Here is a 22180-nt window from a genome sequence, read left to right as displayed (position 1 = left end):
AAGACTGTCCCATAATCAGACCAAAATTGTATCCTGTTTTTTTTAACCATTAAGAGATTAAGGAAATTAAGTTTTTAGCCTTAATGAACCTTAATTTTTTAATGGTTTGAAGAGAAAAAAACCTTATTTTATATATAAACTAAATCCATGCTTTTTCACCAGATAAGAAATATAAGATCATTTAAGAAGAAAGTGATCTAAGATTTAGTATCGTAGGATTGTAATGCTGATTAAAGTAAAGGAAAAGGATGCAGACAGCTGGTTCGTAGTATTGGTATATTTTGACTCGTCCTAAAATAACATTAATCTGATCCCTGAACACCGATAACAGACAACCCACAACCGACAACCCAACCCGAGAGCTCCGCTCGAACCGGCGAAGCAAACCAACAACCGTCAACCACCAACCGACAACTCCTTCTTAACATTCTCCTCAAAATAAACAGTAAGCAACGACAACGAATACACAAAGAGTGGTTTTATTATTTTGCTTTTATTGTAATGGAATGATTTTCAGTTTTGCGTCGTCGTGTTCTTTGAAGGCATTACTTAGTGATAAATGATTTTCTAAAGCTTGCATATCATTTGCAATAAGTGAAGCGCTAAATTCTTGTGCTCTTTGCAACATTCTGATATATGCCGCCGGTTCATCGTTTCTTGTTAGTCGTCTTAATGCTCCTAAATAATCATCGCGATACACTGTTGGAATGATGATTCGAGTTTGGTTTGCTTTTACTAATTCGGCATTCATCATTACCCTTGCAATTCTGCCATTTCCATCCAAGAATGGGTGTATTTCGCTTATCATAAACGTAATGTAGGCTGCTTTTGCGAATGGTTCTTGCAGTGCTTGGTAGTAATCAAATCCTTTTATTAGTGTCCCTCTAACCAAGTTATGATCGACAAAGTGCGTTTCGCCTGCGCGGTTGTTTTTGTCTTTGAATTGACCTGGTTTTTTTGAGGTTCTTGCTCCCAAAAGTATTTGATGCCTGTATTGTAATATATACAGTAATTCATCTGGATTTGAAGGTGTTGTACTCATTTCCATTTGATTGCTTACTAGTCTGTAGGTTCCTAAAATGTCGTGTGAATCTTCGTCACGATTTGGAATTGCTGTTTCGGTTTGAATGATGCTTTTAGCTTCTTCTATTTCAAAAATAGTTCCTTCGATGTAGTTGGAAAAATAGGCTTCAAAGAAAGCAAAATTTCGAAAGGCATTGGTTTCTTTGTTTCTGTCTTGGCTCTCTTTATAGGGTTGCTGTTGTAGCTCTATAAACAATTTTTCGAATAATTCTATACGGTGTTTGTCGTAAGGGTTTCCCAAAGCTCTGGCTACTGCCAATGGTGAGGTGAGTATTTTAGAAGGTTTTGTTGATAGTAAGGCACTTATTAGTTTGTTGAGTTTGCCAAATTCAGTTTGCATCTCTAATTTGTTGGCAATTTCTCTAGCTTTGTCACGAAACTGGTTTAGCCCCTCTTCTCCTTTTACTTGTGCTATTTGTTCTAATTTATTTTCAATTTCCGGTAAAGTAATCGTTTTGGACGTTGGTCCAATTTGGCGTGAAGATTGTAGGTTTTCTAAGAAAGCTCTTTCTTGTTGCGATACAAATAATTCTCCCGAAAATGGATTGTCTCCTTCTATTGCCGGTAGTCCTTCCATAAAGCGAATGGTTATTCCCGGCAGTTCAATTTTCTTGGTATAGGTATAAGTTACAAATAGTTGATTTGCCGTTGTTGGTTTGAATTCTAGAGCGGAACGATGACTTAATACGGCACCAGGATATAGTTTTCCTAGAATGGTAAAAATATTTCTTCTAATAATTACGGGGGAAGGATCCTTGAAATTTGAAGTATAGATACGAGGAGCAATTTTTTTTATTTGCCCTGTTTCTTCCAGTTTTCGGAATTGTCTGCTTATTGCCGAATCGCTTGAAGCTAAAATTACTTCCTGAAGGTGAATTGGTATATTATTTTCCATTAATACTGCTTTTAAACCTCAAAAATAGCTATTAATTTCCAGTAAAATGGTATTTACTACAAATATTTTCCATTATAAAGCTATTCAGGCCTTTTTGCGTTTCCCAGTAAAAGAGGGTTGGGGATCTTGTTTATGTGTGTTGTTGAACAGAAGGCAGGTGGCAGGTGGCAGATTACAGTCCCGATAGCTATCGCGAGCAGATTTATCAATGCTCAATGATTCGATTAGCACAAAATCCTAATAACAGACAACCGACAATCGATAGCCTACCAGTCATAAATAATTCATATCCTAGCTATTGGATTTCCATTTATGGAAGCTTCCACCAGATAGCCTATAAATTTAGCAAATGGTGCTATATTGTGTCCAACGCTGGCTTGTTCAAGTGTATTCATATAAGTCGCTCGGTCTTCAACAGGAATTACGGTCCAGGGATAGCCTCCTGAAGATAACATTACATTCATCAAAAAACGTCCAATTCTTCCATTTCCATCCATATAAGGATGAATATATACAAATATAAAATGACCCAAAACCGCTCGAACTGATGCCTCTTCTTCTTCCTCCAATAATTGAAAAAGTACAGGCATAACGTCGCTAATAGCCTCTTTGTTTATAGGAACGTGTTTGGACTGACCAATATACACCTGATGATTTCGGTAACCCGCTAAATCCGAAGGTTTTAATAATCCTACAACTACACTCGGTGCAAACAATTCTCGATACCAATCGCCATGGGTATCATCGGCAACTTTTCCGGCATTTTCTCCTGCTACTATTCGAATTACACTTTCTTTTACCGAATTAAAAGCCTGCCAATAGCCCCTTGCTGCCATGGCATCACGTTGTTTTTTATCGGCTTCATTTTCTTGAATGTTCCACTCTCCGCTTCTAACACGTTCAATAAGTTCGGGTGAAACACGATATTTTTCAATAGACAAGGAATGATAAGCGTCAGTCGTGTAAATTTCTTCAATCTGTTTTAAATAGGTTATTTTATCTATGGGTAATCCTGCAGCTTTTGGAAAAACAGCAATAACGGTCTTTCGCATTTCCTGCCACATCAATCGGATCCTGTTCACATAAGGGGAATGTTCTCTGGAAGATAATGAAATTCCTGTTTTCTCTTCAAAAGGATCGACTTCTCTTACATCATAACCAGCAGTTTTCATTGTTTTTAAAATAGTATCTGCTACCTTAACTTGACCAATATTTCTAAAAGCACCTACAATTCGACCCGCTTTTAAGGCATGCCCACCATCAAGTAATAGTGCTAACAATGGCGAAGCATCATGGATTAAACTAAAAGCGGTTCGCACTTCTATTGGATTACTTGTAAATAAAGAAGGGGAACAATATACGATAGCCGATGTCAAATTTAATATGCGAAGTCCTTTATGAATTTCAACAGTTTCTAATTCAGATAGCTCTGATTTCATGGTAAATAAAGAAGTTCCAAAAAGTAAAGAAGTCAAGCTATTATTCCCTTTAGTAGAGCGAATCATCATCTGATGGGGTACTGCATCATTTCCGGCGTGTATCAATAAGGATTGGTCAGCACTAATCCAATAATCTTCGTCATAGCGGTCTTGTAAATAGCGGGAACAAAAATCCCAATAAGAGGTGTACCAAGAGGTACTATCTCCTTTTTTTTCATCAGGAGGAACAGATAGATACCAGCCTTTAAATACCTCTCGGATAAAACCTTGCTTAAGTAACCGTTCTTTATGCACCCTACTCAAATCGGTTGCTTTAATAGCAATTATTTTTTTGTCTTGTAGTCTTTGAAGTACCTCTAAAGAGGCTGCTAATTTTTCTCCTGGTGTGGCCATTGAAATGGAAGAGTTAAAAAGGGGTGTTTGTTATTGTATCGCGTTGTGAGTTTATTATTATATTGCGTTGTGTGTTTATTATTATATTGTGTTGTGCGTATATTATTATATTATGCAAATATATAAAAAAATAAGGAATACCGATGAGTAAGGGGTCAACTGCTTAATCGTTTAACTAAACAGAAAACAGATGGCTGATTTATAAATGATCAATGATCCAATTAGCACAAAAACCTATCTGCCATCTGCAACCTGCTACCTGCCCTCTGCAACCTGCCCTCTGCTACCTGCTACCTGACCACTGCTACCTGCTACCTGCAACCTGCCATCTGCCACCTGCCATCTGCCACCTGCTACCTGCAACCTGCTACCTGCAATCTGCTGACCACTGCTCTCTGCTACCTGCCCTCTGCTACCTGCTACCTGCAATCTGCCATCTGCAACCTGCCACCTGCCATCTGAAACCTGCCACCTGCCATCTGCTACCTGCTACCTGACCACTGCTACCTGCTACCTGCCATCTGCTACCTGCAACCTGCAACCTGCTACCTGCCATCTGCAACCTGCTACCTGCTACCTGCAACCTGCAACCTGCTACCTGCCATCTGCTACCCGACTATTCTCCTCAAAATAAACATTAAGCAACGACAACGAATACACAAAGGCTGGTGCGGCGGTGCGCATGGCGGCATGATTGATGGTTAAAAACCAGAAAACCACAAAACACAGCAGGAACATATTAAATTTGTTCTCGACATATAAAAATAAAGGGGTAAAAAACAGGATCAGCAGACCCATAATACCCAGGGAACCGTGTTCCGCCAGCATACGCGTAATTTCGTCATGAGATAAAGTCCCATCGCCGGTCTCGGCCTGGCGTACTTCTACTCCTTTGCCCACCCCTACACCAAAAACGGGATTATTCAGGAAAGCTTTGATTTCGCCCTTTGCGACATCCTCCCTTCCGGTAAACTTAGATTCCTTTACTCTTCCTGCAGCATCCTGGTTCGCATACCTTTTGTCGATGAGCCCTCCGGTTTGAAAAGAAGTATAGCTCCAGGTGGCGACCATAGCCACAGCGATAAACACAATGATATAATTGAGTTTCACCCTTCCCGTATAGTTGGATTTGGTATAGAGAAATAGCAACAACAAGAGGATCATTAAAAATCCTGTAACCATTCCTCCCCGGGAGAAGGTCACTATTCCCCGATAACTCATATTCACGGCAATAAAGATGTTGAGGACCAACATGAATTTTGTTCTGGACTCCAAAATGATTCTGGAGAAAAAGATAAACATCCCCAGCCCCAAGACAGTAGCCACCTGGTTGGGACCAAAGCCGCCTGAAGTTTCAGAATTGGATTGGGTTGAGGTTACTATATCTCTTATGTTAGGGGTATAGAATGTCAGATACACCATACAAGTCACAATGGGCAGTCCTATACTGAGCAAAATGGAATTCATCTGTTCCAAGGGAATCTTTCGCCTGTAGGTATAGATAGAGGCCACCCCCAAACAGACGGGGCCTGAGATATTAAAGGCGATGGCATTCTTCATGTTGGTGTCAAAATTGAGCACAAAGGTGGTAAGTATCACACTGGGCACTAGCAGCAGCAGAAAAATCCAATAAGGAGTAGCACTTTTGGAAAACCCACTAAAATACATCCCCATAAAAATAAAAACCATTACCCCATATTTGGAAATTTCATACAGGGGATTGCCTTGAGTCATCCTCAGAAAAACTTCACTTCCCACCACATAGGCAGCAACAACCAGTGCTTCGTTGCGCCTATTTTGTGTTTTGATGATATAATAGGCACCTATTATAAAAATAGCATAGCCGTACAGTTTAGCCACAAAAGGAACTAAATAGACCAAAAACCCAATCCCGGCATGGAAGAGGATTAAATTGAGATATTTCAAGTCTTCTTTATTCATTTATACTATTTTTTAAACCCTCTGCTGTTTTATAACATATGGATTCCATTATTAAATCATCGTTTTAATTCATAAAACTCGTTCAGCAATTCAACTGATTTGCGTTGCAATTCATCCTTTTTGAAAGTAAAAGCATAGCCTTTGGGCATCGAAACCGTTCGTCGATTCAATACCGGTTGCAGTCGGTCCAAATATTTTATCCACCCCAGCAATAGTCGGGTTATCAATAACCAACTGCTACGGATTATTCCAATAGAACTGGTATTAATCAAATAATTGGAAATCGTGACTGCCACCATAGCTGCATTGCCTTCGGTGATTTCGGATTTCAGGACTTCGCATTGAGTAAACAAGCTGCGCATTCCGGTAAAGGTAAATCGGAAAAAATCATAGGGTTCTGCATGATACGGAAAAGTTTGCGGCGCTTCTATTTGCAGCAACCCACCCACTTTAGTCACCCTTTGCATTTCTTTACAAAATTGCCACGGATTAATGGTATGTTCAATAACCTGCGCCGCCAAAACCAAGTCAAAACAGTGTTCTGCAAAAGGAATGAAATGACCGTCAAAGATATAATCCGGTTGAAACTCATTGTGCACATCGGAAGTAATGACTTTGCAATGGGGAAATTTATTTTTGTAATAAGCTGTTTTCTCTCCTGTTCCAATAATTAACACCTTGCTTTCGGCAGGCAACAATTGGGACAAAACATCATATCTTTTCTCGATGGTAAAATCTTCACAAAGCGCGGGTAGCAATTTCCTGCGGATAAAATTCTTGATGTTGGAAGTATCCAGATGTTCCCTGTCCTGTGTTGTTTTTTTGGAATTGATGATGTCTTCCGAATTGAAAAGGGAATCGACACCAAACAATATAGGCGTTCCATTGTGAATCGGCAACCTTGATTCATCTTCAAATAAAAGAAAGTCGTTGGCTATTGATACCAATCTGGAATGCGTATCGGGATGTATGATGTATTCCTGCATAATGGACAATGTAGATATTTAATAAATCGTATGTTGAATTTGATGTTTTTTGCTGTAAATATAGTATTTCTTAATAGAAATCTTTACTACCTGTTTTAAATACAAATAGCTATTAGAATATCTTTTTAGTTTCATTTTGGTTAATAAATAATAAACTACCATACAAAAAAAAATTAGTGTAAAAAACCAAACCATTTTAGGGCATTTTAACTATTTGAAAATTTAATATTTTATGTTCAATAACATCCAATTTTTTAAATCCAAATAATTCCATTTCAAGGGACCCCAAAGATTGAGGCTTTTTGAATCACTGTTCAATCGATTCCCGTCATACACGTAATAATAGTGGTTGGCATCCAAGCGTTGTAGGTCTAATTGATGCATCCCTGCATTGAATTCTTTTATGTTTTTGTTGGCCATTAAAAAAAATGGTTTTTCCCTTTTTATAATATAGCCGCGTCCTTGAATGAAAAACGGTACAGAGATACCCCATATCCATAGCCCTTCGTGAAATTTTGCACCGGCAAAATCAATCCTTTCTGGTCGGCAAAAAAACGCCCTCCTGCCCTGGATTCAGTTCCTATTAAAGCAATGGGTTTATGGTGCAATTGCCATTTCCCGAACAGGGAGTCTGCCTGATATACATACAAATTTTTGGCATAATCGCTGGCCACCATGATATTCAATGAATCCGACAAATAAATGGACGGGTCCACGAGATGGACATTAGGTATCAAAGTATCACAGACCCTCCAATCAAAAGGGAACCGATGGGCTTTATACAACAAGACCGCATTGGCCTGCTTGGACTCCGGTACCATATAAAATTCTCCCTTATATTTAAAAACCTGGGGGTAGGACAAATGAAATTTTTGGGTTAAAACCGTTCCTCGATACTGGTAGTTTTTGCCGTCAACCGAGGTAAGTAGACCAACATCCGCATTTGTTTTGTTTTTTTATGTTCAAAAAAAACATAAAAAGTATCCTTCTCTTTCACAAAAAAGGGATCGGCCAGAAAAACGGTACTGTCGTTTTGTACTTTGAGCATTTCAATGGAATAAACCGCATTTTTGTCCATCTCCATACTGTCCGGATAACTGGTAGCTGCCCCATAGCCTATAGACCATCCTCCCCCGTCTTGTCTCAAAAAAGGCGTTCTATAATTGATTAGGGCAACTATTGCTAAACCAAAAAAGAGAAGTGCAAAAAGGTACTTTTTATTCATTTAATTTCAGTTTTTCATTTTACTACATTATTTCTTAACCAATCCGAGATACATTCCCATTTACTATCAATATCCTTACACTTTTTCTATAAACACCGTTCTGCATAAAAGTTTTAATTCACGGCTATTCCTTTATTTAAAGACTTTTTATCAAAATAGTAATTGACATAATAGGCAAACAAAAACACCACTACAGGTCGCACGGGAAATAGATACCGTTGCTCAGAATGAAAAACAAATATATAAATCAAACTCCAACCCCATAGTAACAAAAAGGGTATTATCACTTGATATTTTTTCTTCCTTATCAAAATAACAGTTGCCATTATTGAAAAGTAAATCAAGATGTAATTGATGCTGTTGATATAAATATGCACTCCATATTTAATCGCATCACTCTTGTCGGATCGAATCAGTGGTGAAATAATAAAACTTTGTGACTGAAAAAATTTCAAGCCATATTGACGCAGGGTAAGCAGGGGATGCTCAATAATATCATTCTTTACCCAATTGATGTAATAGGCAGTCTTATCGAACTTATTGAAATCACAAATCGAATCTAATTCTGCTCTTTTTGCTAAACTATTAAGATAATCAGAAGAAGCGACATCCTTCTCTCCGTGTTGTGGCAACCAGTTGAAAGGTTCGTCCCGCAATTCAAACCGGGACCACAGCAGTTGCTTTCTAAACACTTCTTTTTTGAATTCTCCATCAGTAGTGCTCAACGACTGCTCTGCAATGGTCAGCAAAGCCATCAGGAAAATGAAAGTACCCCCAAAAAGGAACTTGTACTTTATGTTGATTTTGATAAACACGAAATAAATCAGGAATAACAAGGCAAAGGGCAACAAATTGGGTCTAAAGCCCATGAGCATCACAACGGCAGTCGCTAAAAATATAAAATCAACAAATGAAGACAATTTTGTCGTTGCAATTTTAACCCAAAAATAAACCATCATACAAACCGCAAAAAAAGAACCCGCTTCCGCCAAAATCCCCATGGCGTAATAAACATGTATCGGGAACAAATTCAAAATCATCAATGTCCAAAATTTTGATTTATTGGAGAAATGCAACACCTCAAATGACTTGAATAAATAGTTAACTGCCAAACAAATCATCATACTATTAAAAACCACTCCACTTAAATAAAACAGCATTTGTTTTTTGAAATAAAAAACAGCTGCATAAGGGATAAAGTAATAAAACAAGGTAAACAAACCTTTGTCGACCCTAACATCTCCTTGAAATCCATTCAAAACATACTGAATTAGCTGAATGGTTCCTTCGTGGTATTCTCCATCGCCAAAGGGTTTTGGCTTGAAAGGCAGAAAATAAAACAAGAAACATGTTAAGGCCGTAATGGCAACAGGATGTTTCACGACAAAATCAATTATTCGCTTCATCCTCTTTTATAAATTTGTCCTTAATGATGTAAAGGGGTCTTTTTCGGGTTTCGTCATACGTTCTCCAGACATATTCGCCAATGATTCCAAGCATCAACATAATCAATCCTCCAATGATTAGTATGAGAATCATTATGGGTGCCCAACCAGTAAATGGTGTGTTATTTATAAATCTATTGTAGGCAATAACGATGGCGTAAAGAAATCCGAAGAAAGAAAAACAAATCCCCAACAACGACATCAACCGGATGGGAACGTAGGATGTATTAAGTAATCCATCGATAAAATATTTCAATTTTTTTGCCAGAGTCCATTGCGATTTTCCGATGGTTCTCTTTAAGCGGGTGTAGGGAATAAAAGCTGTGTTGAAGCCCAGCCACAATATATCACCTTGAAAAAAGCGGTTTCTTTCATCAATTTGATTTAATACGTTTAAGGCTATTTTATCGATGAGCATAAAATCAAATCCTCCTTTTGGCATTTTGGGATTGACCTGACGCATCAATTTATAGAAAATAGTTGATGCTGTGTTGGCAATAAAACCATCTTCCCTGTCTATTCTGTGTCCTATCACTATTTCGTTGCCTGACTTCCATTTAGCAATCATTTCACCAATAAGTGCTATGGGTTCCTGCAAATCGGCCGACATAATCACGACTGCGTCTCCACCCACTTCCTTGAGTCCAGCAATTATTGCGGCTACTTGACCGAAGTTTCTGGAAAATGAAATCACTTTCACATTGGAAGCTGTTTTATGCAATTGTAATAATTCTTCTATGGAATTGTCATCGGAACCATCATTCACAAAAATAAATTCATGTTCCAATTGCAAGGTTGTTAACAAAGTAACCAATTTTTCATGAGTTGGAATAATGGAACCCGCATTTCTAAATACCGGAATTACAAAAGATATTTTCATAGCAACATATCGCTTAAAGGTTCTAAATTCTTTATTACTTTGGCAGGAATTCCAACAGCCACTGAATTATCAGGAATATCTTTGGTCACAACCGAGCCGGCACCAATGATGACATTTTTACCAATTGTTAATTTAGGCAAAACTGAGGCATTTGTACCAAGAACTGAATAATTACCAATTGCACAATTCCCAGAAATATGTACCCCAGGAGACAGTTCAACAAACTCTCCAATTATCGAATCATGCCCTATTGTACAATTCAAATTAATTAAAGTCCCTTTTTTTATATAGATATCACTTGTAATTACTGTTCCCGACATGATATTACACCCCATTTCAAAATGATTCCCATAGTACCCAATTGTTGCTAAAGGACTAATGACAGAACAAAATACTCCTCCCAAATCAGTAAATTTATGGTATAATTTTTTTCTTAAAATAGGGTTTCCAATACCAATTGTGAACCTGTCATCAATAGTTTTAAAAAATGCGGATGCTTCTTGAGCATTATTTAAAACTGGAAATCGTCCAAATAATTTATTGGGTACATCATTATTAACATCATCATAAAAAACTAAATTATCCAACTGATTTAATTGATGTAACACTTCCAAAACTTCTTTCGCAAAACCTTTGGCCCCAATAATTAGCATAGCGTTTGATTTATTATTTTACAAATAGTGGACAAATCCTCTTTTTCTAAACCCAGATATAGAGGCAAACATAAAATTCTTTCAGCAATACTCTCAGAAACAGGCATCGATTGCCCTTTTACATAATCAATGGTATTCAAAGAAGGATAAAAATACCTTCTCGGAAAAATGGAAGCCTCATTTAATGCTTTCTGAATTTTTAGCAACTGCCTTTCATTTTCAAAAATAAGGGGATAATAACTGTAATTCCATTCCGTCCCCTCCCTCAACTTCATATTTTTTAAATGAGTAAAATTCAAATGTGTGTTATAGTAATTCACCACTTTTACTCGTTCTTTCACAATTTGGGGCATATACGGCAAAACTGCTAATCCCATGGCAGCCTGCAGTTCGGATATTTTTCCGTTAATTCCCAATCCGTGAAAGGCTAATGGGCCATTGTGCCCAAAATTATGACTGTAAAAAAGCTGATCCATCAATGCATTGTCGTTACAAAAAAGAGCGCCGCCTTCGCCGGTATGAAAAAGTTTGGTGGCATGAAAACTGCAAGTACTCACGTCGCCATATTCAAAAATAGATTGGCCATTATAGTTCACTCCAAAACAATGCGCCGCATCATAAATAACTTTTAAATCGTATTTTTTGACAATAGCCTCGATAACGCCAACATTACAAGGATTTCCAAAAACGTGTGTCGCTAAAATGGCTGTTGTTTTATCAGTTATCGCCGCTTCAATTTTGGTTTCGTCAATGGTTAAATACTCTGGATGAATGTCCACAAAAACAGGGGTACAGTTTTCCCAAACGATGGAAGCCGTAGTGGCAACATAACTGAAAGGCGTGGTGATAATTTCGCCACCATTGCCCAACAATTTCAAGGCTATTTGCAATGGAACAGTCCCATTATTGGTAATCAATATAGAACTAGTTTGCAAAAAGATCTTCAGTTTTTCTTCCAGTTCGAGAACGAGTTCCCCTCGATTCGTAAGCCATTGATTCTTCCAAATCCTTTCCACTTGAAAATGATAGTCTTCAATTGGAGGAAAAAAAGTCTTTGTTACATTGATCATCTTTAATTTTTTATTTTGGGTTTATTCACCCACAAACTCCACCACCCTACTGTTCTTCCCATAGCTTCAGTAAAGGATTGTTTTCTTTTGGCCGTGGTAAATGTATTGGAAAATCTTATGAATGCCAAGAGTATCGTGATAGAATGCCATTTTAGGATATCTTTTACTATGGGTTTAGGGTTCTTGATTCTCCAAATATACCAGCCGTTTCTCACCACCATTTTGCCGTATCGGTATTGGTTGGGTCTTCCTGAAACAGCATGATAGTGGTTCAGTCGAGCTGCCGTATTCACGTACAACATACCCGTTTTGGATACTCGCAAGCTAAAGTCGGCATCTTCATACAAGCCATAGCCTTCAAAATAAGTGGAGAATTGCAGGATTCGAAAAATCGTTTTTCTAAACGACGAAACGCCTCCCATAAATTGCTCCACGGAATATATTTTGCCGGAGGGCGGCAAAAAGCCTACACTTCGGCTATGCGAAAAAGCGGGCGAAAATCCCGGGGGACAATCACTGTCCAAGCCCAGCTTTTTTCTAAGGATGAAGCGGTTACCATCTTTTCGTTTCCAACCATCAAAGTAATACTCGTCGGGCTTGGCTTGGTAATTATTGCCAACATATTCACATTCGGATTCATTGACAATATAACCACCTACTCCCAATGCCTCCGGACGGATTTCGTAGGTTTTCAATAATTGCTCAAAATAATCCTGTTCCAGAACTGTGTCATCATCTAGGAAACAAACCACTTCTACATCATCTGCTACTCTTTCAATTCCATAATTTCTCTGTCTGGTCAAGCCACGATGTTCCTCTGGCACCATGAAATAATGTAAGTTGGCAAATTTGTTTTCTTGGAAGAGTCTCTCTGTTTCAGTATTGGTGGAACCATCAATAATCAGGATTTCATCTGGATACTTCGATTGTAATTGCACCGACTGCAATAAACGGAGCAAAGGTATGGGTCGCATATAAGTACAGATGATGAGGGAAAATTTCATGGTCAATTAATTCGCTTTTGAATTGTAAATGGCATCCTTTTTTTAAGACTCTTTCTCAAAAATTCATTGTTTATGTAGACAAAACAAAAAAGCAGGGTCAACGAATATATAGAATTAAATCGTAATCCTGTGTATACATAAACCGACATTACTGTCTGCCCGATAAAAACAGCCAAGACAACTAAATAAATTCGGTCTTTCATGCAATTGAAATCTATTTTTTCTTTTCTGAAAAATCTAAAAATCATTTGAACAAAAGTAACTAAATATAAAATTCTAAAGAAAATGGACAACGTTTCCAGAAATCCCGGCTTTGGTTTTTCAGGAAAAGGATTGAAGTTTGATATTAATTTTTTAAGGCCAATATTAATTTTTTCTTGAAAAGGTATTTCATTAATGAATTTTTTAGTTCCTATAGTGTATAATTTACTCATCGCTAGAACACTATTTTCTGACTGGGACAACAAGCTGCTGTCCACAAACTTCAAATTTAAATTTTCGTCTGCTAAATCACCATCAACATTGGTAAATTGGGTTGCCACTTTCTCATTCCATCCCTTTGAAAACGTGGCTCCTTGTGATGCAGTCAGATAAAACCCTTTGTCAAATGTCACATAATTTCTGTAGGGCCAAGCGAGAACAAGTATTGAAAATAGTAGTCCATGCACTAAGGCAACAACAAAATTAGACTTTAGGATAAATACCAGATATATGATGAACAACGAAATCACAAAGAAAATAGAAACAGGATGGCATAAAATGATCATTGAAGCTATAATAGGTATGGCTATGTGATACCTTTTAGTTTTATTTAGCGAAGCAAAAAAAATAGTGAGTCCTAAAATTAAAATAGCCGACAAACTTTCTGATAAAAAATTTATTGAATATTTTAAATATTGAGGTTCAATAAAAACGATAAGAAAAGGAAGGAGGTAAATGAATTTTAAATTCGCTTCATTCTTGAATCTAAACAAAATCAATCCAATAATAAACACTTCCAAAATGGATTTTAAAACTATTAAAACCAATGGATTATTCGTGAATTTAAATAAAACTGACAGTATAAAAGGCCAAAAAGGGGGTCTCCAAGTTGCCGATTCTGAATTAATTTTTGAATTAGTATCCGAATACACATTAAAATCAGAAATGTTTTTGCCAATTTTCAAATAATGGCTTGAATCACCATTATTATAGGCAATTTCATTTGAATAAGCGGCGCTTAAATTTGTTATATACAGATAATAAAATTTAACAGAAATTAAACTGATGATAATTAACAGCATAACCCCCTTTATATTTATCAAATTTTTCATCTATTATTTAAAAATTTTATATTTAACGATACAATACAAAGCTCTAAAACCATCTTTCCATCCAATTTTTTTTCCCTCTTCAAATGTCCTGCCATAATAACTTATTCCTACCTCGTATATTCTAATACCCGGAATTCTGGATACTTTTGCTGTTACCTCTGGTTCAAAACCAAATCTGTTTTCTTTTAAATCCAATGATTTTATGATGTCGGATCTAAACATTTTATAGCAGGTTTCCATATCTGTCAAATTTAGATTTGTAGCCATATTACTCAAAAATGTCAATATTTTATTTCCTACACTATGCCAAAAAAATAAAATTCGATGGGGATTTCCTCCCATAAATCGGCTGCCATAAACAACATCTGCATATCCTGAAAGAAAAGGTTTTAACAGCAAATTATATTCATTCGGATCATATTCTAGATCGGCATCTTGAATCACGATTATATCACCAGTTGCATTTTGGATACCTCTATGCAAGGCGGCTCCTTTACCCCTGTTTTCACTTTGTTCTAAATACAAAATATTCAGATTCGTATTGTTGCCAATATAATTCTTAATGTTTTCAGAAGTATTGTCTGTGCTAAAATCATTGATTACAATAATTTCTTTTTGGATGTCATTCAGTAGATCAACATCTTTAATTTTATCTAGAATTTTATGAATTGTGGGACCTTCATTATAGGCAGGAATCACGATGGATAGTTTCTTTATGGTAGTATTCATTCAGACTTTGAAATTAATTTATGCAATATTAGTGAAAGTTTCATTATTCTTTTTTCAATTCATTAGCCCAAAATACACTTTTATCCCATTGTTTCTGAAAATTACAATAATAACTAATCGGGTTTTTAATCTTCTGGAACCTATAATACTTAAAAAACAGGATGGTTTTATACCCCAAGGTTTGTGCATCGGTATTATGCAAAATTTGGCACAACATTATCGTCGGGGAGGGTTTAGGTTGAACAATTTCGTTTTGCCATTGCAATACGGGCTTAGTCCTGAAACCACCGATGGGAGCTTTCAAATGCAGGATGCTGGGCTCGGGCAAATACAAAATGTCTTCCCCTTGATTGCGCAATTGCATTCCAAAATCGACATCCTCTCCATAACCAAATTCAAATGCCCTATTGAATCTTGCCTTATCCAAAAGATTTCTTCTCACAAAACTATTACCCGCTCCAAAAGTGGAAGATTGGATCACTTTTGTATTTGTCAGTATTTCATTTTTTTGTGGATACGATGTGGTTACCGCTGGATTTCCATATTGTTTGATCTTGTTAAAAATATCCGACAATAAAGTGGCTTCAAAACGATTGTCGTCATCCGCCAAGAACACCCATTCATTTTGGGTTTGGTCTAAAGCCAAATTCCTGGCGTTGCAGGCTCCCGCTTGATGTATGAAAAAATGTTTGATTTCAAAGGGCCATTGCTCCCCCTTAACATAGTCCAGTTCCGTTTGGCTTCCTTCAACCGGGTTTTGTTCCACTATTATAATTTTTTGGGGCAAAAGAGTTTGTCTAGAAAAATCCTTCAAGACTTTATGCAAATAATCCTTTCTACCAATAGTGGGGATGATGACATCCACGGCGGTGGAATCCACCAGTTTTCTGGTAGATTGCACCTTAATGCCGTCCAGCTTAATGTTGAGCTTGCTTCTGTTTTTATAAAAAAGCGAAAAAAGAAAAGGCAAAACTGGAAATCTTCTTTCGTACACCATCAAATTGAAGAGCAACAAAAACACCCACTGGGATTTATAATGTTGTTTCACGAAACGAAAAAGGGTGTATGGGCTTGTATTTGTTGGTATAGATTCCAATTGCCGCTTTAAAAGAAGAGGTTCAGAATAACACAATAATCCTTGTCGCATTCCCAGCTTGGCTAAGGAACCCAGAAAATAATCAAAATCCTTTTCGAAAGGGATATCGTTTTTTATTGCTAAAACCACTTCTGAATGCACCCCACCAACCCAACTACTCATTTGCCAGGTGGGATAAGTAGACTTTTTATTTATTTTTATAAAAGGAGATTCCTCTACATAGCCAATGCTTTTATCCAAATACACCCCCTCATAGGGATTATACGAGAACAATAGTTTTTTATGATGAAACAATTGCTCAATTACTGAAACATTTAACTGTTCTTTTAAATTAATATGACACCATATCAATAGTTCATCAGGAAATTCTATGGCCAATAGCATTAGATATTCCGCGATGGTTAAAGCATCGGATGTATCGATACGATACGAATTGCTTAGCCCCACTACTTTATTGTCTTTATGATAAATCAGTATCATGACTTAATTTATAATGGATTTATAAAACTCTATGTTTTCGTTTGCAATCTTTTCAATATCAAAAAGAGATTCCACTTGCTTACGGGCATTTTCCCCTATTTTTTTAGCCAACTGATTATTCTCTAAAATAGAATTAATTTTTGCAGCATATTCAAGATGATTTTTAGGATGTACTAAAAACCCGCTTTCGCCTTCTACAATCAATTCCTTTGCCCAGCCTATATTACTGTTAACCACCGCTTTTTGCATCGCCATTGACTCAATAGTCACCATTCCCAAGGTTTCGGCAAAAGTAGGAAACACGCATACGTTGGCTTTTTTTATGTAATCCTGCACGTCCTGATAGGGAATTTTGCCTAAATAGGAGACTCTCTTGAAGTCCTCTTCCTTAAAGCCTTGCTCCAACAACTGCCATGTCGATTGGCATTCTGTTGCAATATCAGATGAATCACTGCCTATCAAGACCAATCTCGCTTCAGGATGTAGCTGTAGAACCAAATTAAAAATTTCAGGCAATTCAAAAACTCCTTTTTTTCTGATAATCGTTCCTATATATAAAAGTAATCCTTTTTCATATTCTTCGGGATTGGGGTTCTCAAATTTATCGAGTTCCAATCCATAATGAATAGTTTGAATGGTTTTATTTTTAATGCCAAATAACTTTCGGGAAACATCCCCTGCAAAAGTTGTGGGAGCAATAAAGGCTTTGGCACCTCGAATAGCCAATTTCTCAAACCAAAAATTCTTCAGTTTTTGCTTTCTCCCTTCAAGGTGGCAAAAATAAGTATCGCTGCCATGAAGACGAATTACCAATGGAATGCTGAATTTCATAAAGGCCGTGATTCCGGTCCAATCCGGGGCCTCCAAAATATCGATTTTTTGCTCCATAATTATCTTGTTACAATAATTCTGGATGTGTTTTCTATACAAAAACCATTTGGCAACATCGTATTTTTTATCTTGAATCAAATGAAAATGAATGTTTTTTTCTGTGAAAATTTCAGCGTTTTGTTGACCGTAAACAAATACCGTAATTTCAATTTTATTTTTCGTTAAGGTTTCTGCCAAATTTTTTATGCTCGTGCCTAGACCACCTGCATGGGGCATCTTTTCGTGAGGATATTCCGGCGTTAGGAAAGCGATGTGCATATTTTATTTATTAAAACTAAAAATATATAAATTGTTTGTAATTCGAAAAGACTCCAAGAACCAAAATTGTTATAATGCAAATTGCTAACTTAAAAAGCTTGTTCTCCATTAATTATCCCTGCCAAGGATTAAATGAATAACATCCCAAATTTTCCCTGATGCTTCTGTAGGATTTTCACCAACAATCGTTTCAAACCATTGTTGTCCCTCTTCGACACTTGAAACATTGGCGTTAATAATCGTTTTTACTGTTGCTGTCAGGCGATTTTTGTCAAAAGACCACAAAGCGGCATTTTTAGAAGGCATGGAACGAAAATGGATATATTTATAATTCTGGCCAATATCCCTTATTCCTTTTTTTAATTGGGGTTGTTCATAATCAAAAAACAAGCAAGATTTATGGTGTGCCACAAAATCAAATACCATTGAAGAAGCGATATTGGCAACAAACTCGGTATGTTCACACACATTGGCTTGCATCACAAAATCTTCCTTTGTTGGCATAATCTCGTTCCAATTGGTTCCAATAGGTCTCCAAACAGGGTTGACAACTGCAATTACATCCTTATATTTTTCTAAAATTTCATCATACCTATCGGTAAAATCTACTGGGCATTTTCTATACAATACACCCAAATTAAATCCTTGATTATTTAACTCTATTACCGATTTTGTTAAATCCTCAAGATAGTACTGGTCTAGTGGCGAAGTAACGATATCATCTCCGGAATAACAGATATAGCGTTTTTGTATATCCAGGTTATTCTCTTCGAAAAATGCAGTCCTGCTTTTTAAAATACTTTTGTCAAAATGACTCTCAAACTGGGGGGTTCCTGTTACAAAAATAGTTTCTGGTTTAACATAAGGGCAATACATAAGTAATTCCCGTTTCATGTGGTCACTCCAAACTATATAATAATCAGTTTCGACAAGTGTGGTGGCTTTAGGCAAATTATCCCAGGAGAAAATAAAAGTGGCCGTGGGAATTCCCAAATCCTGTGCTGCCAAAAGTGGGGCAATGGCTTGTGAAGGTCTTTGATTGGTACAAAAAATAAAATCTGGTTGATGTTCTGTTAATTGTGCTTTACAATACTCGTATTTAGAATTCTTTCTTTCTAGTTTTTTTATCTGCTTCCTGACGAATAATAATCCTTTTTCATTAGATCCGAAATACACTAATAAATCAACTAGTACACTTTTGAATGCATTATTGAACCCTTTATAAGACTGGGGAAAATTGTAGGTATCATAAACCGTTTCTTTAAACTTTTTATCAAAAATATTGAGCTCCATTCTTTTTCTGGCTCTTGTAAATACCGAAGTCAGTTTATGAAGTTTGTGATTTTTAATCTTGACTTCTTCAAAATTCAATTCTTCTTTTAAGGAAAAAACGGTATTATTCCAATACACAATTTCATAGCCTTTTTGTTCCCCTATTCCCTTGAATTGCGTAAAAGCAAAATTGCGCAGTCCCACTCCGTCTGGCAAAAAAATAAAAACTTTTTTTTTCATTGTCAATTCTTTCTGTTTCTATTTAAAAAGGACATACTTGCATTAAACTATTTCGTAAATCTTCCATATCTTGTTTTTTGGGCAAACTGGGCAAATTTTCGAACAACTGCTTCAATTCCACTTCTGTAAATTCGATTTGTCTGCAAATTGGCAGGTAAAAGTCAAGTTTAACTGACTCCATATAATCCTGAAACTTGATATCGTCTCCAAAAACTTTATCTGAAAACTTTTGCCAAATGGCCGGAATCCCATAGGCATGTGCAACGATGATTCCGTGTAAAGAAGAAGATATTATCTTCTCACACGCTAAAAATTCGATGGTTTTAGATTCTATATCATTGGTCATCAAATCGATTAGATGGATATCGGTTCTGTTTTCAAACCATTTATCTACTACTTTATAATCGTTATAATGAGGAACAATTCCGTATTTGTATTTCTTTTCTACTTTTGGAGCAAAATAGCGCGGTAACAATAAGGCAGGATCACCATACACTTCCGGAACTTCATAACCTAATCCCATAAGGTATTTTCTGGTTTGAGGTCCACGCACCGCTAAAAATTTTGCTTTTTTAATTAGAACTTGTTGGTTGATAATTCCACTTCCCCAAACAATACATTTATTATTTACATTAGCTAAAATACTACCTACAGTTACATAAATAGGGGCAAAAAAATCATAAAAGTAAAACTTTTTAGGCCAAGCAAAAACCACCTTTTTTCCTGATATTTTTTCTACTAAATATTTACCCAAAAAATCTCCGTAATTTTCTTTGGATTTGCGTTGGATAATTTTTTCATTCCACCAAAATAGCCGTATGGTATTTTTAAACATACTAAATTTTCTTATTTTTCAACTTGTCACGCTGTACTTGCTCAATAGGCAAAATATCCTGGCTTTTAAATTGCAATGCTTTATGAACCGCTTTTAAATCACGTGATAACTTACGCAACCCTTCGGGTTCTAATGAAGCGGCATGATCAGTCCCTTTCCATGTTCTGTCAAGGGTATAATGACGCTCAATGATATTAGCTCCTAAGGCATACGCAGCGATGTCAACTGCAATTCCTAAATGATGTCCTGAAAAACCTATAGTTTTTACTATATCTCCGTATTTTTCAAGTAATAGATTGACATCCAACAAACAAACGTCTTCAAACGGAACAGGATAACCGGAAGTACAATTATATAATACTAAATCTTTATTTCGCCCTTTTGAAGTAAAGAAGCGCACCAAATCCTCTGTTTCCTCTTTGGTTGTCATTCCGGTGGATATGTGAATTTCACCCTGATAGTTTTCACATAACCAACCCAACATATCATAGTTGTTGTTACAGGCCGAAGGAATTTTTATAAATTCAGGATTCAAAGAAGCAATTTCCCTTGCTGAAGTGGTATCCCAAACTGAAGTTGAATATACAATTCCAATTTCTTCGCAATAGGCTTTTAATTCTGCATGTTGGTAAATATCAAATTCCAAATACTCCCTGTGTGTTCCATACGTATCCCCATACGAATTAACTGGATTTGGATGGGGAGTATGATATTGTTCTTCGGTAAGTAATTCTTTATTGTTCCTTTTTTGGAATTTTACCGCATCAGCATTACAAAATATTTTAGCAATTTTTATTAATTCTTTGGCAATTTCCATTTCACCTTTGTGGTTGCAACCAATTTCAGCAATAACATAAGGTGTTTTATAACTATTCATATCTTTTATTGTATTTTAAAATAAACTCACAAACTTCTCTGACAGCTCCTTGCCCTGAGGCATGGTTCAGCACTACATCTACATGATTTAACACAGCCGTTGTAGCATCTTTTGGAGCGAAAGACCATCCGCAGCTACACAAATTAGTTAAATCATTGACATCGTCCCCCACATAAACCACAGCCTCAAAACTACTGTTTTTAGAAGTGAGAAAGTGTTTCAAAAAGGAAAATTTATCCTTAACTCCCAAAAAAGTGTTTTCTATCTGCAGTTTTTTCATGCGTTGGGCTACCAATGCGGAGTTTTCCGAAGTCATCACCACGACTTCGACATTATTTTCCCTTAAAATCTCCAGTCCCATGCCATCTCGCATATCAAACTTTTTGGTGAGTTCTCCATCTGCGCTGTAATAGATTCCCCCATCGGTAAAAACTCCATCTACGTCCAGTACCAAATACTGAATCCTTTGATTTCTTTTCATCGACTTCTGGCGTTCCATCAATAGATTTTCTATACAATGCCAGTCTGACAGACTGTCTATTTCCAACAGTGTTTCCTCGGGCATTTCAACCAATCCGATCTTTCCGCTCACTCTGTTTTTAGAGTTCAAAAACACTTCTTTAGCAGTACAGTAGACTGCTCCATTTTCGATGAGTAATCCATTAAAATCCTGTCGTCTGGGTCTATTGAACACATCATAATTTTGGGGAGTACCATTACTATTCCAGGTGAAGCGATGCGTTTTTACCACGCTTAAGGCAGCATCGCAGCATTCCTGAGTGATTTTTTCCAATACTTTATTGATATCGGCGGCCATGGTTAAAGGAGAAGTAGCCTGAAGCAGGCACAATAGGTCATAGTCATGTTTTATTTTCTCAGAAAATTCCAACATTGTGCTTTCTGTAGATGCAGTGTCACTAGCATTTTCGTCACTTCTCAGCAGTGTTTTCACCTTTGCCGTCCATGCATAATTTTTGTTGACATAATCAATAATTTCGATGTCGTCGGTAAAAACATATACTGTATCAAGATCGGAAAAAATGGCTTCGGTGAGTACCCATGAAAACAAAGGACGGCCTAACATTTTCTTTTTGTTTTTTCCAGGAATACCTTTGGAATCCTTACGAAGTGGAATAATAGCTATAGCTTTCATTTAATGATATTTGGTATTTATT

General features: G+C 36.6%; 20 protein-coding genes. All 20 read right to left on the bottom strand.

The window, feature by feature from the left end; all coding sequences use genetic code 11:
• Window positions 1-493 precede the first annotated feature (493 nt).
• A complete protein-coding gene (locus tag ACH2BV_RS12745) occupies window positions 494-1978 on the bottom strand; it encodes a Fic family protein (protein ID WP_395051113.1) in 1485 nt (494 codons plus the stop codon).
• A gap of 284 nt (window positions 1979-2262) precedes the next feature.
• A complete protein-coding gene (locus ACH2BV_RS12740; RefSeq protein WP_395051112.1) occupies window positions 2263-3810 on the bottom strand; it encodes a Fic family protein in 1548 nt (515 codons plus the stop codon).
• Window positions 3811-4404: 594 nt separating this feature from the next.
• Window positions 4405-5751, bottom strand: a complete 1347-nt coding sequence (locus ACH2BV_RS12735; RefSeq protein WP_395051111.1) for an O-antigen ligase family protein — start codon at window positions 5749-5751, stop codon at window positions 4405-4407.
• Between the two features lie 56 nt (window positions 5752-5807).
• Window positions 5808-6737 carry a methyltransferase domain-containing protein gene (locus tag ACH2BV_RS12730; RefSeq protein ID WP_395051110.1) on the bottom strand — a complete coding sequence of 310 codons (930 nt, stop codon included), beginning with the start codon at window positions 6735-6737 and terminating at the stop codon, window positions 5808-5810.
• Window positions 6738-6959: 222 nt separating this feature from the next.
• Window positions 6960-7157: a hypothetical protein gene (locus tag ACH2BV_RS12725; RefSeq protein WP_395051109.1), complete on the bottom strand. Its 198-nt coding sequence runs from the start codon at window positions 7155-7157 to the stop codon at window positions 6960-6962.
• 23 nt (window positions 7158-7180) lie between these two features.
• Window positions 7181-7453, bottom strand: a complete 273-nt coding sequence (locus ACH2BV_RS12720) for a hypothetical protein (RefSeq protein ID WP_395051108.1) — start codon at window positions 7451-7453, stop codon at window positions 7181-7183.
• A gap of 161 nt (window positions 7454-7614) precedes the next feature.
• Window positions 7615-7962 carry a hypothetical protein gene (locus tag ACH2BV_RS12715; RefSeq protein WP_395051107.1) on the bottom strand — a complete coding sequence of 116 codons (348 nt, stop codon included), beginning with the start codon at window positions 7960-7962 and terminating at the stop codon, window positions 7615-7617.
• A 113-nt stretch (window positions 7963-8075) separates the two neighbouring features.
• A complete protein-coding gene (locus tag ACH2BV_RS12710; protein WP_395051106.1) occupies window positions 8076-9368 on the bottom strand; it encodes a hypothetical protein in 1293 nt (430 codons plus the stop codon).
• The gene (locus tag ACH2BV_RS12705) at window positions 9352-10287 is read right to left on the bottom strand and encodes a glycosyltransferase family 2 protein (RefSeq protein WP_395051105.1); all 936 of its coding nucleotides are present in this window, start codon (window positions 10285-10287) and stop codon (window positions 9352-9354) included. The genes ACH2BV_RS12710 and ACH2BV_RS12705 overlap by 17 nt, the downstream gene beginning before the upstream one ends.
• Entirely contained in the window at window positions 10284-10940 is a 657-nt protein-coding gene (locus ACH2BV_RS12700) for an acetyltransferase (RefSeq protein WP_395051104.1), read from the bottom strand. Before ACH2BV_RS12700 ends, ACH2BV_RS12705 begins: the two co-directional genes overlap by 4 nt.
• Window positions 10934-12010 carry a DegT/DnrJ/EryC1/StrS family aminotransferase gene (locus ACH2BV_RS12695; RefSeq protein ID WP_395051103.1) on the bottom strand — a complete coding sequence of 359 codons (1077 nt, stop codon included), beginning with the start codon at window positions 12008-12010 and terminating at the stop codon, window positions 10934-10936. Before ACH2BV_RS12695 ends, ACH2BV_RS12700 begins: the two co-directional genes overlap by 7 nt.
• 2 nt (window positions 12011-12012) lie before the next feature.
• Entirely contained in the window at window positions 12013-13014 is a 1002-nt protein-coding gene (locus tag ACH2BV_RS12690; RefSeq protein ID WP_395051102.1) for a glycosyltransferase family 2 protein, read from the bottom strand.
• A gap of 2 nt (window positions 13015-13016) precedes the next feature.
• Window positions 13017-14297, bottom strand: coding sequence for a hypothetical protein (locus ACH2BV_RS12685; protein ID WP_395051101.1), 1281 nt, complete (start codon window positions 14295-14297; stop codon window positions 13017-13019).
• 33 nt (window positions 14298-14330) lie between these two features.
• A complete protein-coding gene (locus ACH2BV_RS12680; protein ID WP_395051100.1) occupies window positions 14331-15056 on the bottom strand; it encodes a glycosyltransferase family 2 protein in 726 nt (241 codons plus the stop codon).
• Window positions 15057-15099: 43 nt separating this feature from the next.
• Window positions 15100-16632, bottom strand: coding sequence for a glycosyltransferase family 2 protein (locus ACH2BV_RS12675; RefSeq protein ID WP_395051099.1), 1533 nt, complete (start codon window positions 16630-16632; stop codon window positions 15100-15102).
• Window positions 16633-16635: 3 nt separating this feature from the next.
• Window positions 16636-17781 carry a glycosyltransferase family 4 protein gene (locus tag ACH2BV_RS12670; RefSeq protein ID WP_395051098.1) on the bottom strand — a complete coding sequence of 382 codons (1146 nt, stop codon included), beginning with the start codon at window positions 17779-17781 and terminating at the stop codon, window positions 16636-16638.
• Between the two features lie 108 nt (window positions 17782-17889).
• Window positions 17890-19293: a UDP-glycosyltransferase gene (locus tag ACH2BV_RS12665; protein ID WP_395051097.1), complete on the bottom strand. Its 1404-nt coding sequence runs from the start codon at window positions 19291-19293 to the stop codon at window positions 17890-17892.
• Window positions 19294-19315: 22 nt separating this feature from the next.
• Window positions 19316-20128 (bottom strand): polysaccharide pyruvyl transferase family protein, encoded by an 813-nt coding sequence (locus ACH2BV_RS12660; protein ID WP_395051096.1) that lies wholly within the window; start codon window positions 20126-20128, stop codon window positions 19316-19318.
• A 1-nt stretch (window position 20129) separates the two neighbouring features.
• Complete coding sequence (locus tag ACH2BV_RS12655; protein WP_395051095.1) at window positions 20130-21005, bottom strand: N-acetylneuraminate synthase family protein; 876 nt, start codon at window positions 21003-21005, stop codon at window positions 20130-20132.
• On the bottom strand, window positions 20998-22158 hold the full coding sequence (locus tag ACH2BV_RS12650) for a cytidylyltransferase domain-containing protein (RefSeq protein ID WP_395051094.1): 1161 nt from the start codon (window positions 22156-22158) through the stop codon (window positions 20998-21000). The genes ACH2BV_RS12655 and ACH2BV_RS12650 overlap by 8 nt, the downstream gene beginning before the upstream one ends.
• Between the last annotated feature and the right edge of the window lie 22 nt (window positions 22159-22180).

Source organism: Flavobacterium sp. (genome assembly GCF_043780635.1).
GTDB lineage: Bacteria > Bacteroidota > Bacteroidia > Flavobacteriales > Flavobacteriaceae > Flavobacterium.
This window is presented reverse-complemented; position numbering and strand designations above follow the sequence as displayed.

Excerpts from the sequence above, each read along its gene's own strand:
- ACH2BV_RS12745 (WP_395051113.1), bottom strand. The coding sequence starts at position 1,978 with ATGGAAAATAATATACCAATTCACCTTCAGGAAGTAATTTTAGCTTCA.
- ACH2BV_RS12740 (WP_395051112.1), bottom strand. The coding sequence starts at position 3,810 with ATGGCCACACCAGGAGAAAAATTAGCAGCCTCTTTAGAGGTACTTCAA.
- ACH2BV_RS12735 (WP_395051111.1), bottom strand. The coding sequence starts at position 5,751 with ATGAATAAAGAAGACTTGAAATATCTCAATTTAATCCTCTTCCATGCC.
- ACH2BV_RS12730 (WP_395051110.1), bottom strand. The coding sequence starts at position 6,737 with ATGCAGGAATACATCATACATCCCGATACGCATTCCAGATTGGTATCA.
- ACH2BV_RS12725 (WP_395051109.1), bottom strand. The coding sequence starts at position 7,157 with ATGGCCAACAAAAACATAAAAGAATTCAATGCAGGGATGCATCAATTA.
- ACH2BV_RS12715 (WP_395051107.1), bottom strand. The coding sequence starts at position 7,962 with ATGAATAAAAAGTACCTTTTTGCACTTCTCTTTTTTGGTTTAGCAATA.
- ACH2BV_RS12710 (WP_395051106.1), bottom strand. The coding sequence starts at position 9,368 with ATGAAGCGAATAATTGATTTTGTCGTGAAACATCCTGTTGCCATTACG.
- ACH2BV_RS12705 (WP_395051105.1), bottom strand. The coding sequence starts at position 10,287 with ATGAAAATATCTTTTGTAATTCCGGTATTTAGAAATGCGGGTTCCATT.
- ACH2BV_RS12700 (WP_395051104.1), bottom strand. The coding sequence starts at position 10,940 with ATGCTAATTATTGGGGCCAAAGGTTTTGCGAAAGAAGTTTTGGAAGTG.
- ACH2BV_RS12695 (WP_395051103.1), bottom strand. The coding sequence starts at position 12,010 with ATGATCAATGTAACAAAGACTTTTTTTCCTCCAATTGAAGACTATCAT.
- ACH2BV_RS12690 (WP_395051102.1), bottom strand. The coding sequence starts at position 13,014 with ATGAAATTTTCCCTCATCATCTGTACTTATATGCGACCCATACCTTTG.
- ACH2BV_RS12685 (WP_395051101.1), bottom strand. The coding sequence starts at position 14,297 with ATGCTGTTAATTATCATCAGTTTAATTTCTGTTAAATTTTATTATCTG.
- ACH2BV_RS12680 (WP_395051100.1), bottom strand. The coding sequence starts at position 15,056 with ATGAATACTACCATAAAGAAACTATCCATCGTGATTCCTGCCTATAAT.
- ACH2BV_RS12675 (WP_395051099.1), bottom strand. The coding sequence starts at position 16,632 with ATGATACTGATTTATCATAAAGACAATAAAGTAGTGGGGCTAAGCAAT.
- ACH2BV_RS12670 (WP_395051098.1), bottom strand. The coding sequence starts at position 17,781 with ATGCACATCGCTTTCCTAACGCCGGAATATCCTCACGAAAAGATGCCC.
- ACH2BV_RS12665 (WP_395051097.1), bottom strand. The coding sequence starts at position 19,293 with ATGAAAAAAAAAGTTTTTATTTTTTTGCCAGACGGAGTGGGACTGCGC.
- ACH2BV_RS12660 (WP_395051096.1), bottom strand. The coding sequence starts at position 20,128 with ATGTTTAAAAATACCATACGGCTATTTTGGTGGAATGAAAAAATTATC.
- ACH2BV_RS12655 (WP_395051095.1), bottom strand. The coding sequence starts at position 21,005 with ATGAATAGTTATAAAACACCTTATGTTATTGCTGAAATTGGTTGCAAC.
- ACH2BV_RS12650 (WP_395051094.1), bottom strand. The coding sequence starts at position 22,158 with ATGAAAGCTATAGCTATTATTCCACTTCGTAAGGATTCCAAAGGTATT.